A 13,244-nucleotide genomic window follows, 5' to 3' on the forward strand; every position below is an offset into this window, starting at 1 on the left:
GCCAGCCACCATCAAACACCCGGAGCTGACCGGACGCCAGGCTACTTCTCCCAAGGTGCTTTGAGCGGGAAGTACTTCTCCAGGAAATCGACCACCAATTCGGCGCGTTCCTCCGCTGCTACTTCCGGGAAGCTGCCGTCGTTGAGGCAGAAGAAATCCATGTTGCGCTTGGCCAGCAGCTTGGGCAGGTAGTGCAGCCCGGCCCACTGGGTGGTGTCCACGTACCTGACCTTGGCGTCGGTCTGGGTGACGGCGCGGCCGGTGAGCAGGGCGTAGTAGTGGTAGAAGGAGTTGGTCACCGAGATGTTGTCCGCGGCGCGGAAAGTGCTGGCGGCCGTCCGGGCGAACTCCTCGGCGAATTCCTGCTCCATGGTGGCCATGACACTGCGCCGGAGGGGCGCCGCCGTGTGCTCCAGATGCCGGGTGGTGATGCGCCCAAAGCGGTCCCACAGCAGCTTCCGGTTCACCCGCGCGGCGTTTTCGAATCCGCTGCGCTCGGCGTCGCTCGCGCCCAGGCCGATCCGGGTCTCCGCCTCGATGAACTTGGTGATTCCTCCCGGGGTGAAGAACATGTCCGGGCCCACTGGCCTGCCGAAGAACATGTCGTCATTGGAGTACAGGAAATGTTCCGAGAGGCCATCGATGTGGTGCAGTTGGCATTCGACAGCCTGCGAGTTGTACGTAGGCAGCACCGAGGGATCGCTGAAGAATTCCTCGCTGCGCACAATCTTCACGCGGGGGTGGTCCGCGAGCCAGGCGGGGACAGGTGAATCCGTGGCAATGAAGATCCGCCGGATCCACGGAGCGTACATGTACACCGAGCGCAGGGCGTACTTGAGCTCGTTGATCTGCCGGAAACGGGCTTCGTGCGCGTCCCCTTCGCCCACCACCGCACCCTCCATGTGGGCGCGGCGGGCCGTCACATACTCCGGATCGTTGCCGTCCACCCAGGAAAAGACGATGTCGATGTCGAAGTCGATGTCCGAGGCATGGTCCGCGAACATGTTCTCGATGGTCGGCCAGCTCAGCCCGTGGCGCTCCACGCTGCCCCGCACGGCGTCCTGGCGCAGCATGGTGCGGCGGGTCAGCGAGTTTTCCACGGGCAGGATCAGCTGATCGTCTTCGAAGCTCCACAGCTCCAGCTGGACCCCGAGCCCCGGACCGTACTGCAGGCCACCCACCGGTTCCACCCGTGGGCGGTACAAGCGGAAGATCCGGGCCTTGCGGTTCGCGGACATGCTGCCATCTGCCACCAGGACAGAGGATTTCTTCCGTGCGTCCACGGTCATCGAGTAGAAGGGCTCGTCCCGGAAGGCCTCGGCCAGGGACTCCCGCAGCTTCTTGCGGTCCTCCCAGTCCACGGCAATCACGGGCCGTTCGGAATTGCCGCGGACCAAGATGAACTCAATGCCTGCCGCGTCCAACGCCGCCCTGATGGCCAGGAGGTCCTCCACCATGGCCTGCTGCGGCGTCTGGTCCTGGTTGATGAGGGCGTAGCGGCCGTTGTGCCGGACGATGTCCGGCCGGTGCTTGAGCCTGGCCAGGACCGCGGGGGAGCCGGCCTCCGCTACCTCATCGGGTTCGGTGGAGGGGCTGCCGTGGTAGACGGGGTCAAACTGTGTTTGGGTGATGGTTGCGCTCCGGTATTCATGGATCAGGTACTCAAGATGCGGATCCGGCACTCGACCGGCAGGGACTCAGCCGGCGTGCTCCTGCCGCCAGATGCGCAGGAAGGCGCCGCCGGCGTCGTCGTGGATGACATCCTCGCCGAGGCCACGGTCCGCCGCCGTCAGGATACGGTACGGCTTCTCCGGCACGCCGTCCGCGGGGCGGACGTCCAGGTGCTGGACCTCGTGGTCGTTGTGGTGGAGCCAGTCGGCCATGGCGTAGTCGGTGCGGGAATCGCCCACGGTGCGCCACGCCTGCGGGGTGATGCCCTGGGCCGCCAGCAGTTCCACCGCGCGGCTGGCGCCGAGGTCCTTGCCAAGCCGGACGGATTCGATGTCCGTGGAGATGATGGTGGGGTCCAGGCGGTAGTCGCCGGTGTCATCTGATTGCGGTGCGTGATGGTCCAGGATCGCCGCGGACAGGCCATGCCGGCCCAGGAGCTCCAGGGCGTCGGCGTCGAACAGTTTTTGCTCGGCCAGGTAGTCCTCGCTGGGTACGTCGATGTGCTGTTCCACGGACACCATGGCCCGCTTGGTCTCGTCGAAGAACATGTGGGATGAGTAGTCCTCGGCCACCAGGCGGCGGATGTCGTCGCCGTAAGCCTTGGGCACCGCGAGCCCGTGGTCCACGTGTACCGGCCCCGCCCCCTCGGCCGTGTAGCTGAACCAGACGGCGCCCTTTTCGCAGATCGCGTGGATCACCGTGCCGGAGGGCATTCCGGCGGCGATCATCGGCGCCATGACCTGTTCCCGGATGAAGGCGTCCGACCGGCCGGTGTTGAAGATGACCGGGATGCCGGCCGCGGCCAATGCCACAAGATCGGCAATGATGTCCGGCTTCACCTCACGGGTGACGGGGCTGGCCACCGGACCGTCGACGTCGAGAAGGAGCGCGAGGGCTGGCGATGCGGGGCGGGGGGTGCCGGAGCTCGGAACAGTCATGCTTCCATTTTGGCGCAGCAGCCGGACATGTGACGGAGGTGTGACGGACGGCGACGGCGATGGTCACCGTTTGGCCACAAAGCGACAGGCAGGAAGCGGCGAAAGTTTCATTGGCCGCCGTCGTTACTTAGGCTTGCACCGTGATCTTCAAAGCTGTGGGCGAGGGACGCCCGTACCCCGACCATGGTTTTTCCACGCCCAAGGAATGGGCCTCGCTGCCCCCGCGTCCGGTGCGGCTCGACGAACTGGTCACCACCAAGCGCACCCTGGATCTCGAAGCCCTGCTGGCCGAGGATTCCACCTTCTTCGGAGACCTGTTCCCGCACGTCGTGCAGTACCAGGGGGTCATGTACCTCGAGGACGGGCTCCACCGGGCAGTCCGCACGGCCCTGCACCAGCGCACCGCAATACACGCCCGGGTATTGGTCATTGATGGCTAGGAAGCCGAAGGACCTCACCCGCCTCCACGGGCACCGCGTAGTCACAGGTCCGGAACTGCGTGCCACCTTCGCCGAGGAAGAAAACCCCGGACATCCGGGAGGCTTCCGCCGCCGGCTGTTCCACGGGGTGGTCCTTACCCTGCTGCTCGGATTGATCATCGCCGGCATCGTGGGCGCCTGGGCGGTCATGACCGGAGTGGTCAGGTTCCCGGACACGGTCGCCAGCAAGGCTCCGCAGGAGGTGTGCCCCACTACGACGTTCCACTACCTCCCCAACGGCAAAGTGACCGTCCACGTCTACAACGCCACCGGCCGCACCGGCCTGGCCAAGAGCGTCGCGGACCAGCTGAAGGCCCGCGGTTACAAGGTGGGCAAGGTGGACAACGCGCAGACCCGCTACAGCGGTACGGCGCAGGTCATCTCGGGATCCGCCGGGCAGGCCGCCGCGTTCAACATCCAGCGGAATGTCGCGGGAACGGACTATTACCAGGATGACCGATCGGATGCCTCCGTGGACCTGCTGCTCGCGCCGGGGTTCCAGGCACTGGTGAAGCCCGGCCTCGTGGACCAGACGCCGGGCAAGCTCAGCTGCCCGCGGGAAACGCGCCGGATCGCCGACGACGCCAGGCGGCCGGTCCTGCCGTCCGCAGCTCCCTAGGGTTACTTCAGCCGGAGCATCACTTAGAGCTGCATTACTTGAAGCGTAGCGGCGTGCCGCCGTCGTCGAACCTTGCGCCGGCGCCGAGCTGGATGAACCGGACCGTCTGCGTGAGGCGGTCTTCAAAGGCAGGCTGGCCGTCGCCCGCGGCGCCCCCGTGCTGTGTACCGGAGGACCGTGCGGCGCTGGAGGAAAGGGTGCCGTGGATGAGCCGGGCGAGTTGCGGGACGTCCGCCTTGGGCAGGTAGCCGGCCGCGACGCCGTCGCGCAGGATGTCCTCGAGCAGCAGGTTCAGCTCGCTGACATGGTCCGCCAGCTTGGCGAACGACCCGGGGGAGAGCACGGCGGCCATGGCCGGGCCGGGCGGCAGATGGCGGCGGCTGAGGTCCTCCACCTGGGCGCGGACGTAGAGCGCGAGCCGGTCCACGGGGTTGTCCAGCTCCGCGAGCGAGGACCGCAGGTCCCCGAGGAAGCGCTCGGTCTCGTCCAGGGCGTAAGCGATGAGGAGCTGTTCCATGTCCGCGTAGTAGTTGTAGACGGCGGTGCGCCCCACTCCGGCGTGCCGGGCGACGTCGGTCATGGTCAGCCCGGGCAGGCCGTGTGTGAAGAGGAGTTCCCCGAAGGCTGTCAGGATCCGGCGTTGGGTCTCGGCGCGCTGTGCCGCGTTGCTCGTGGCGGTGATCCTGGGCATAGAGACACTTTACAGGGATCTGTCAGCAAACCCCGGCCTTTCCCGTGGGCTTGGGCGCGGAGGCTAGATGGCGCAGCCGTCCGGGCCGCACGCTTCGGCGTCGGAGCTGCCGACGGCGACCAGCGGGTTCGCTTCCTGCCACGCCTGGTCCAGGGCCTGGGTGAAGACCTCGGCCGGCTGGGCGCCGGAGAGGCCGTACTTGCGGTCGATCACGAAGAACGGCACGCCCGTGACGCCGATGGCCCGGGCCTCTGCGATGTCGCGGCGGACGTCCTCGGCGTACTTGTCGCTCTCGAAGAGCCCGGCGATTTCATCCGCGGGCAGGCCCAGTTCCAGGCCGAGGCCGGTCAGGTACCCCTTGTTGCCGATGTCCTTGCCGTGCTCGAAATGGTCGCTGAGCAGGCGTTCCTTGGCGGCGTCCTGCAAACCGTGGGCGGCGGCGAGGTGGATGAGGCGGTGGGCCGTGAAGCTGTTGGCCACGACGACGGCGTCGAAGCGGTAGTTCAGCCCCTCGCCCTTGGCCTGTTCGGCCACGTGCTCGAACATCCGGCTGACCTGCTCCGGGGCCATGCCCTTGCGCTTGCTGAGATAGTCCAGCTCCGTGCCGTCGTAGTGCTCAGGAATGGTGGGGTCCAGCTGGTAGCTGCGCCACTGCACCTCCAGGGAATCCCGGTGCGGAAAATCGGCGAGGGCGGACTCAAAGCGGCGCTTGCCGATGTAGCACCACGGGCACGCGACATCGGACCAGATCTCAATCTTCATGAAGGCGACAACCGCCCCGGCCGGCCCGGCATTCCGCCCGGCGCAGTCGGCTTGCTCACACCGCGCGTCCTGTTGGCAGCGGTGCCGGGACGGGATAGCGTCTCAGCCAGGGGATGTCCGTCCGATGAAGGAGGCCCAGCCGTGACGATTGTCGATAACGCCGTCTACGTGGACGGCCGCCGGACTGCGGATCCGGAAGGGCTCGAGGAGACCTACTTCCTGCTGCGCCAACGCGAAGGCATGGCATGGATCGGCTTGTACCGGCCAGAAGCCGAAGAGCTCCGGTCGGTGGCAGGGGAATTCGGCCTCAGCGCCCTCGCCGTCGAAGACGCCCTCACGGGTCACCAGCGGGCGAAACTGGACTACTACGGCGACATCCTTTTCGTCGTCCTGCGGCCCGCCCGCTACCTCGACGCCGAAGAGAAGGTGGACTTCGGCGAAATCCACATCTGCGTTGGGCCCGACTTCGTGATCACCGTGCGCCACGCGGAATCGCCGGACCTCCACCGCGTGCGCCAGCGCATGGAGTCCCAGCCGGAGTTCCTCGCGCTGGGGCCGGACGCCGTGCTTTACGCCATCCTGGACCAGGTGGTCGATGAATACGAACCCGTCGCGGCGGGCCTCGAAAACGACATCGATGAAATCGAGGACGGCCTGTTCGGCGGTGACCCGGAGGTTTCCCGGCGGATCTATGAGCTTTCCCGCCAGGTCATCATGTTCCAGCGCGCCACGGGGCCACTTACCGGGATCCTGCAGACACTCGCCGCGGGCACGCCGGACCACTCGCTCGCCCCGGAGCTCGTGGATCCGCTCCGGGACGTCCTGGACCACTCCCTGCGCCTGGCCGAGCGGATCAACTCCTTCCGGGCCCTGCTGCAGAACGCCCTCATGGTCAGCGCCACCGTCGTGGCGCAACGACAGAACGACGAGATGCGCCGGCTGACCGAATCCAGCTTTGCCCAGAACGAACAGGTCAAACGCATCTCATCCTGGGCGGCAATCCTCTTCGCGCCAACCCTGGTGGGCACCATCTATGGCATGAACTTCCGCGTCATGCCAGAACTCGACTGGCTCTTCGGCTACCCCATGGCACTGGGCCTGATGTTGGGGATGGGCCTGGTCCTGTACTGGACCTTCAAGCACAACAAATGGATCTGAGCTACCGGACCGCGAGTTCCATGACGAAGTCGTGTTCCAGCGTGGTGCCGAGCCGGAATGATTTGGTGCCGATCTTCCGGAAACCGCTCTTCTCATAGAAGCGGATGGCCTTCGCGTTCTCGCTGTTGACCCCCAGCCACACCCCTGCCGCACCCATGGTGGTTGCCCGCTCAAGCGTGCCCGTCATGAGCCTGGCAGCGGCGCCGAGACCGTGATGTTCCGGGTGGACGTAGCATTTGCTGAGTTCCGCAGAAGGCAGCAGGGTCAGTGCAGCGGCCACGGCAGGATCCTGTGCGGGGCGGTACACCAGCATGCTGTAGCCGTGCAGGCCCTCCCCGCCGTCGATCACCAGGATGGTGATGTCCGGATCGGCGAGGTACTGGGCGAACTTTTCGGCGCTGAGAGTGCCGCGCAAATGGGCGGCGATGTCCTCGGGAGAGGACCCCGGCGGGCAAGCGAGCGGAAAGGTGACGGCGGCAAGCCTGGCGAGGGCGCCGGCGTCGTTCTCTGTGGCGGTGCGGATCGTCTCGGTCACGTGGGTCGACCTCCTAGGCGCCGACTGTCTTGAGGTATTTCCGGATTCCTTCAACCACCAGTTGGTGGTCCTCGTCGGAGGCAAGCCCGGACACCGTGATCGCAGCAATCACACCGGCACCGCGGACCCGGATGGGGAACGAACCGCTGGCCAGGGTGTAGTCCTCGGGCGCGAGCCAGCCGCGCTGGAGGGGGTCGAAATCCGTGAATTGCTCCGACAAGAGCGCAGTGCTGCGCTCAAAGCGAAGCACCGAGGCGGACTTCCGGCGGATCCACTCTTCCTGGTCAGCCGTGGCTCCGGGGAGGACACAGCGGAAGAGCACGAGGTTGTGGCGGCGGATGTCGATCGCAACTCCAAAACCTGAAGAGATGGCATGGTCGGCGATGAGTGACCCGAGCCGCCACGCGTCGTGATTGTCGAATCTGGCGAAGACCAACTCCTCTTCCTGCTGGCGGAGCTCGGCCAGGCGCTGTGAGACGGTCATGCTGCGTCCGCGGCGTAGCTCAAGCCGATCTGGCGGCGGATTTCGTCCATGGCGGCCATGATCGCGACTGTTTCTTCCGGCGGCAGGATGGTGCCTGCCGTTTCGCCGGCCGCAACCAAGCGCTCGATCTCGGCCGCCTGGAACTGCATGCCGCGGCTGTTCACGGGCTGCTCGAAGCGTTCCACCACGCTGCCGTCCACGGCAAACGCGGTGAAGGCGACGGGGGTGTACCAGGTGTGCTCGATGTCGATCCACCCGTCCGTCCCAACAACCAGGGCACGATTGGCGCTGGCGGCATCGAGCTCGCAATCCACGATCGCCTGCTGGCCGTCGGGGTAGTCGAAGACCGCAGCAGTCTGGCGGTCCACACCGGTAGCCGTCATCGAGGCGCTCGCATGGATCCGGGACGGGGTGCCAAGGATGTCGAACGCGAAGGAGATGGGGTAAATGCCAAGGTCCAGCAGCGCCCCGCCACCCAGTGCGGGATCGTTCAGCCGGTGGGCCGGGTCCTTGGCCAGGCTCTGGTTGTGGCTGGCCACCACTTTCCGGACCTGGCCGATGGTCCCGGCCTGGATGACTTCGCGGAGGCGGACCATATGCGGCAGGAACCGGGTCCACATGGCCTCCAACGCCACCAGTCCCTTGGATGAGGCCAGATCAAGGATCTCCTGGGCCTCGCGGGCGTTCATACTGAACGACTTTTCCACCAGGACGTGCTTTCCCGCGTTGAGGGCCAGCAGGGCATTCGCGTGGTGGAAGGGGTGCGGAGTGGCGATGTAGATGACGTCGACATCCGGGTCTGCGACGAGTTCCTCGTAGCTGCCGTGCGCGGTGGGCACGCCGTGTTTCCCGGCGAACGCTTTGCTCGAGTCCAGGGAACGCGATCCCACGGCCTGCACCGTGAACCCGTTCTCAAGCAGGTCCTGGGTTTGAAGCCCCGCGATGAAACCCGTTCCAAGGATTCCCCAGCGGATTTTCCCATCGGAAAGTGACACGTGTTCAGTCCTCTGTTTGCTTGGCCAGCGGGTAGGCCACGAATGCGAAGCGCTCCGAGTCGGGCGACCAGCTGTTGACGTTGAGCGTACCCTGACCGCCGAACAGCGGCCATGAATGCAGCGGGGTTTTCCAGTCGGCCGTGGAGACAAGTACGACGGCGACCGGCAAGTCCGCGGGGTGGCCAACGGTACCGCCGGGGAACCGGATGTAGCTGGCCAGGCGGCCGTCGGGGGAGAGATGCGGGAACCAGTCGACGGTGTCGCTTTTGAGGAGCTGTTCGAAGCCGGTCCCGTCAACGCGGATGCGGGCGATTTGCGCATGCCCGGGAACGGAAGAGAAGAAGGACTCCGTGTTCAGGTAAAGCCACTCACCGTCCGGCGAGTACTCCGGCCCGTCGCAATGCCCGGGTCCGGCGTCGACGGCGGCGGTAGCACCGCCGTCGGCCGCTATGGTCATCAGGCGACCGGGTTGCGTGAAGTCCCCGCCCACAATCCCCACGTACGCCAGTTCCTTCCCGTCCGGGCTGACGCCGTGGAGGAAATGGAAGGAGCCGTCGTCCTTGGTGACGCGTTCAGCTCTGCCGCCGGTGAGGGCTGCCCGGTAGATATGGCTGTCGTTGGCGGAGAGGAAGATGGTTTTGCCGTCCGGTGCCAGCACGTGGTCGTTGTTGAGTTCGGGGATGCCGGTGAGCGGGACCTCGGCGAGCTCCCTGGCGGAAACGTCGAGCGTCCACAGCTTCCCGTCCCCGTTGAGGACAAGTGCCGTGCCGTCGAGGGTCCAGTTGGGTGCCTCAAGCAGCAGCTCATCGGTGCCGTAGGCCAGCTCGGCTTCCCCGTTCGTGGACGCGATCCACACCTCGCTGCGCTGCCCGGCTTGGAGTGTGCGGAAACCGTCGCCACGGTCGGGCGATTTTGTTGAGTTCATGAGGTAGCTGGTCCTGGGTGGCGGCGTCCCGGCCGACAAGCTTTTTCTGCTCGAAGGCCGGGACGTCGAAGAAACCGGGCTTAGAGGGTGGCGTTTTCCGGCGCGCGGTCCTCGGGTAGGGGAACCGACGACGGCGTGTCAAGGGTGGCGCTTTCCGGTGCCCAGTCCTCGGGGAGGGGAGCCGACGATGGTGCGGAACTGGCGACGTCGACGAACGTGCCTGAGTCAACGGACTCCGAGATGGCGATCATCGTGTCCAGGACGTGGAACGCAAGCTCTCCTGTGGCGCGGTGCGGCACCCCGGCGCGGATCGAACGCGCCATGTCAAGGACACCCATGCCGCGGCCGTTGGCCGGGCCGGTGGTCGGAACGACCGTCCAGTCCTCCTCGCCGGGGCGGATGATCTTGAGTTCGCCGTCGAAGTTGTTCGGGTCCGGCACCAGCAGGCTGCCTTCGGAACCGGAGATCTCCACGTAGCCGAAATTCATGTAGGCCGACTGGAAACTGAAGGTGCTGTGCGAGATGGCACCTTCCTCGAACTGGATCTGCGCGCTCACGTGCGTGGGCACCTCGACCTGGAACTCCTCGCCTTCCTTGGGGCCGGTGTGGACCTTGCGGACCTCCCAGGCCTTGGAGCCCATGGCGGCGACGCGGCGGGCACTGCCGAACGCCTGGACCAGGGCGGTGACGTAGTACGGGCCCATGTCGAAGAGCGGCCCTGCGCCCTTCTGGAACAGGAAGGACGGGTTCGGGTGCCACAGGTCCGGACCCGGGTACTGCATCACGGTCTGGGCGGACAGCGGCCTCCCGATGTCGCCGCGCTGGATCGCCCGGATCGCAGTCTGCAGCCCCGCGCCCAGGAAGGTGTCCGGTGCGCAGCCGACGCGCAGCCCGGCGGCTTCGGCTTCGGCCAGCAGTTCCCGGCCGTTTTCGCGGTCGAGGGCAACGGGCTTCTCGCTCCACACGTGCTTTCCGGCACGGATGGCCTGCCGGCCGACCTCGGCATGGGCTGCGGGGATGGTCAGGTTGACGATGATCTCGACGTCCGGGTGCTCCAGCGCAAGCTCCGGAGTGCCGTGCAGCGCCACTCCGTACTCCTCCGCGCGGGCCTTCGCTGCCTCGGGGAACATGTCCGTGATGGCGATGACTTCAAGGTCCGGGAACTTCGTCAGGTTGTCCAGGTACTGGGTGCTGATGTTTCCGGCGCCGATAAGGGCGACGCCGACCTTGCCCTTGTTCATTTGGCGGCCGCCTCGGTGCCTGCGGCTTCGCCGGTGGTGTCGCCGGCCGTGAGGTAGGCAAAAGACGCCGCGATGCCTTCGAAAATGTCGCCGCCGTAGGCGTCGAATTCGATGACTCCGACTTCGAGCGCGGACGGTGCCTTGATGATGCTCCGGATGTCCAGTTCACCCTCGCCGGCCGGAAGCTGGGTGGCGGTGACCTTGCCCAGCTCCTCGACGTCGAAGCGGTCGCCCGGGAACTGGGTGATGGGGCCGTCCTTGACGTGGATGGCAACCACCCGGTCGCCGAACTTCTTCAGGTATTCGACCGGGTCCTGGCCCCCGGCCGCCACCCAGTAGGTGTCCACCTCGAGGACGACCTCGGGGTCGAGCAGCCCGGCGAAGAACTCCAGGGCCGTGACGCCGTTGATGGTGGAGGCCACTTCCCAGTAATGGTTGTGGTAGCCCACACGGAGGCCGTATTGGGCCCCCTTCTTCGCGGCGGCGTTAACCCGCTCGGCGATGGAGCGTACGCTTTCCTCCGTTTGCCATTCCTCGGGCAGCGTGAAGGGATCGATCACCGTGCCGATGCCCAGCCGCTTGGCGGCGGCGAAGATTTCGTCCTGGTCCGAAGACAGGAGCGGGGCGTGGCCGGTCGGCGCCGTAAGGCCGGCGGACTTGAGACCCTCCTCGAGGGCGTCGACCGTGGCGGCGAAGTTGTAGGGCTCCACCTGGGTGAGGCCGATTCCGGCGAGGCGTTCAAGGGTGCCGCCGAGGTCGGATTCGACCGCATCGCGGACCGAATAGAGCTGGACCGAAAGACTCATGTTTCTCTCTCTTCTTGTCTTTCCCGGCCCGGAGGCCAGGTGTGGTTTTCAGGCTGTTTGTCCAGGTCAGCGGCCGGCGAGGGATCCGCCGATGCCGCCGACGCTGAAGTACTTGTTGAGGGCCGCGAAGACGAAGATCGGTGGAACCATCATGACCACGGCAAGGGCCATGACGGAACCCCAGTCGGTGGCGTTCTGCTGGAAGAAGGACTGCACGCCCACCGGCAGGGTGAAGATCTCGTTGGAGCGGAGGAAGACGATGGCCACCAGATAGTCGTTCCAGGCGAGCAGGAAGGCGAAGATCGCCGTCGAGAGCACGCCCGGGAGGCTGTTGCGCAGCACTACCTTGAGGAACGAGCCGAACACGGAGCACCCGTCGATCCACGATGCTTCCTCGAGGCTGACCGGGATGGAGTCGAAGTAGGCGGCCATCATCCAGGTGGCCACGGACATGGTCGAGGCGACGTAGACGATCGTGATGCCCAGCAGGTTGTCCACCAGCCCAAGGTTCGCGAACAGGATGAAGAGCGGCACCACGGAGGTGATGATGGGCAGCGACTGCATGACGAACAGCAGCAGCGAATAACCGGAGACGGCCTTCGATTTGCCGCGCGAGAGGACGTACCCGGCGGGGGCCGCGACGGCGACGGAGACGACTACCGTCGCCAGGGTCACCACGAGGCTGTTGGCGAGCCAGGTCGATGCGAGTGTCTTCTCGAAGACGCCGCTGAAGTTCTCCAGGGTCAGGCCCGTGGTCGAGCTCGCCGAGGCGGGCAGGACCGCGAGGACCACGACGGCGCCGATCGGGACCAGTACGACGGCGGTGACCGCCAGGATGAGCGCGAACCGCCACCAGCGGCCGCGCATCCCTGCTTCGGAGACGGGACGGCGCTTGCGTCCGTTTGCGTTGAACTGGCCGACACCGGCGGGGGGCGCCGTATGGGTGTGCAGGACGGTGCTCATTCGACGCTCGACTTTCGGATCTGGCGGTAGAGGAGGGTTGAGACGATCACGAGCGTGATGGTCATGAGGAACGCGACAGCGACGCCGGGCCCGGTCTGGAAGTCCTGGAAGACCTTGCGGTAGGCGTAGACCACGAGCGAGGTGGTGGCGTCGACGGGTCCGCCGCCGGTGAGCAGGTAGATGGTGGGGAAGTCGTTGACGCAGAAGATCGTCATGAGGATCCACGAGATGTAGGTGGAGCGCGCGGTCAGCGGCAGGGTGATGCCGGTGAACTGCTGCCAGCGGCTGGCGCCGTCCATGCTGGCTGCTTCGTAGACGGTGTTGTCCACGGAGGTCAGGGCGCCGGCGCTCATCATCATCATGAACGGGAAGCTGACCCAGACCTTGAACAGGCACACGGTGATGGCGGCCAGGGTCGGATCGGCCAGGAACAGCGGGGTTTCCAGGCCCAGGGCCGTGAACACCTTGTTCGTGGGGCTGTCCGGGGAGGCCACGAGCCAGTTCCAGGCGGTGGAGGAGACAACGATCGGCACCACCCAGGGGAGCAGGAGCAGCACTTTGAACAGTCCGCCGGCCGGGATGCGGGTCCTCAGCAGCAGGGCCAGGCCGAGGCCGACGGCCCAGGAGCCGAAGACGCCTACGATCGTGAAGACGATGGTGAACTGGACGGCCTTCCAGAACGCTTCGGAGCCCAGGACCGAGGTGAAGTTGTCGACGCCGACGAAGTTGCCGGCGTCGATCAGGGAGCCATCGTGGGTGGCCTGGACCCCGGCGTAGATTAGCGGGTAGCCGTTGATCAGCACGAGGAGCAGCACGGAGGGCAGGATCAGCCAGAAATAGGTCCGGCTGGTCTGGCCGTGCAGCTTGCTCGCGCGGTTCAGGCTTGTACGGCTTGGTGACGGGCGGCCCGAACCGCCGGGGGCCACCCCGCGGCGGGCCCGGGCAAGACCCGAATTTACGGTAGTCATCGGAGTGCC

At 66.1% G+C, this 13,244-nt stretch carries 15 protein-coding genes; 3 read left to right on the top strand and 12 right to left on the bottom strand.

The genetic code is table 11. The annotated features are described in order from the left end of the window. Positions 1 to 41 precede the first annotated feature (41 nt). Both ACN9M4_RS02825 and ACN9M4_RS02830 read right to left on the bottom strand, forming a co-directional pair. Positions 42 to 1,631: a stealth family protein gene (locus ACN9M4_RS02825; protein WP_426303369.1), complete on the bottom strand. Its 1,590-nt coding sequence runs from the start codon at positions 1,629 to 1,631 to the stop codon at positions 42 to 44. A 66-nt stretch (positions 1,632 to 1,697) separates the two neighbouring features. Then, positions 1,698 to 2,609, bottom strand: a complete 912-nt coding sequence (locus tag ACN9M4_RS02830; protein WP_426302065.1) for a hypothetical protein — start codon at positions 2,607 to 2,609, stop codon at positions 1,698 to 1,700. A gap of 140 nt (positions 2,610 to 2,749) precedes the next feature. Between ACN9M4_RS02830 and ACN9M4_RS02835 the strand changes: the two genes are divergently transcribed. Further along, a complete protein-coding gene (locus tag ACN9M4_RS02835) occupies positions 2,750 to 3,049 on the top strand; it encodes a type II toxin-antitoxin system VapB family antitoxin (RefSeq protein WP_426302066.1) in 300 nt (99 codons plus the stop codon). After that, a complete protein-coding gene (locus ACN9M4_RS02840) occupies positions 3,042 to 3,707 on the top strand; it encodes a LytR C-terminal domain-containing protein (protein WP_426302067.1) in 666 nt (221 codons plus the stop codon). The genes ACN9M4_RS02835 and ACN9M4_RS02840 overlap by 8 nt, the downstream gene beginning before the upstream one ends. Before the next feature lie 34 nt (positions 3,708 to 3,741). Here the strand turns inward: ACN9M4_RS02840 and ACN9M4_RS02845 are convergent, their stop codons facing one another. Beyond that, a complete protein-coding gene (locus ACN9M4_RS02845) occupies positions 3,742 to 4,398 on the bottom strand; it encodes a TetR/AcrR family transcriptional regulator (RefSeq protein WP_426302068.1) in 657 nt (218 codons plus the stop codon). A 63-nt stretch (positions 4,399 to 4,461) separates the two neighbouring features. Next, entirely contained in the window at positions 4,462 to 5,160 is a 699-nt protein-coding gene (locus ACN9M4_RS02850; protein ID WP_426302069.1) for a DsbA family oxidoreductase, read from the bottom strand. A 141-nt stretch (positions 5,161 to 5,301) separates the two neighbouring features. Between ACN9M4_RS02850 and ACN9M4_RS02855 the strand changes: the two genes are divergently transcribed. Further along, complete coding sequence (locus tag ACN9M4_RS02855; protein ID WP_426302070.1) at positions 5,302 to 6,318, top strand: magnesium and cobalt transport protein CorA; 1,017 nt, start codon at positions 5,302 to 5,304, stop codon at positions 6,316 to 6,318. Position 6,319: 1 nt separating this feature from the next. Here ACN9M4_RS02855 and ACN9M4_RS02860 read toward each other — a convergent pair whose 3' ends face one another. The 8 genes from ACN9M4_RS02860 to ACN9M4_RS02895 form a co-directional block, all read right to left on the bottom strand. Next, positions 6,320 to 6,853: a GNAT family N-acetyltransferase gene (locus ACN9M4_RS02860; RefSeq protein WP_426302071.1), complete on the bottom strand. Its 534-nt coding sequence runs from the start codon at positions 6,851 to 6,853 to the stop codon at positions 6,320 to 6,322. Positions 6,854 to 6,866: 13 nt separating this feature from the next. After that, entirely contained in the window at positions 6,867 to 7,337 is a 471-nt protein-coding gene (locus ACN9M4_RS02865; RefSeq protein WP_426302072.1) for a heme-degrading domain-containing protein, read from the bottom strand. Continuing rightward, a complete protein-coding gene (locus tag ACN9M4_RS02870; RefSeq protein WP_426302073.1) occupies positions 7,334 to 8,332 on the bottom strand; it encodes a Gfo/Idh/MocA family protein in 999 nt (332 codons plus the stop codon). Before ACN9M4_RS02870 ends, ACN9M4_RS02865 begins: the two co-directional genes overlap by 4 nt. Before the next feature lie 4 nt (positions 8,333 to 8,336). Further along, positions 8,337 to 9,257, bottom strand: coding sequence for a TolB family protein (locus tag ACN9M4_RS02875; RefSeq protein WP_426302074.1), 921 nt, complete (start codon positions 9,255 to 9,257; stop codon positions 8,337 to 8,339). Positions 9,258 to 9,337: 80 nt separating this feature from the next. Further along, entirely contained in the window at positions 9,338 to 10,498 is a 1,161-nt protein-coding gene (locus tag ACN9M4_RS02880) for a Gfo/Idh/MocA family protein (RefSeq protein ID WP_426302075.1), read from the bottom strand. Next, positions 10,495 to 11,304, bottom strand: a complete 810-nt coding sequence (locus ACN9M4_RS02885; RefSeq protein ID WP_426302076.1) for a sugar phosphate isomerase/epimerase family protein — start codon at positions 11,302 to 11,304, stop codon at positions 10,495 to 10,497. Before ACN9M4_RS02885 ends, ACN9M4_RS02880 begins: the two co-directional genes overlap by 4 nt. Positions 11,305 to 11,370: 66 nt before the next feature. Then, positions 11,371 to 12,267: a carbohydrate ABC transporter permease gene (locus ACN9M4_RS02890; RefSeq protein ID WP_426302077.1), complete on the bottom strand. Its 897-nt coding sequence runs from the start codon at positions 12,265 to 12,267 to the stop codon at positions 11,371 to 11,373. Further along, on the bottom strand, positions 12,264 to 13,235 hold the full coding sequence (locus ACN9M4_RS02895; protein WP_426302078.1) for a carbohydrate ABC transporter permease: 972 nt from the start codon (positions 13,233 to 13,235) through the stop codon (positions 12,264 to 12,266). Before ACN9M4_RS02895 ends, ACN9M4_RS02890 begins: the two co-directional genes overlap by 4 nt. Positions 13,236 to 13,244: the final 9 nt, after the last annotated feature.

The organism is Arthrobacter sp. R-11, from assembly GCF_049913155.1.
Lineage (GTDB): Bacteria > Actinomycetota > Actinomycetes > Actinomycetales > Micrococcaceae > Arthrobacter.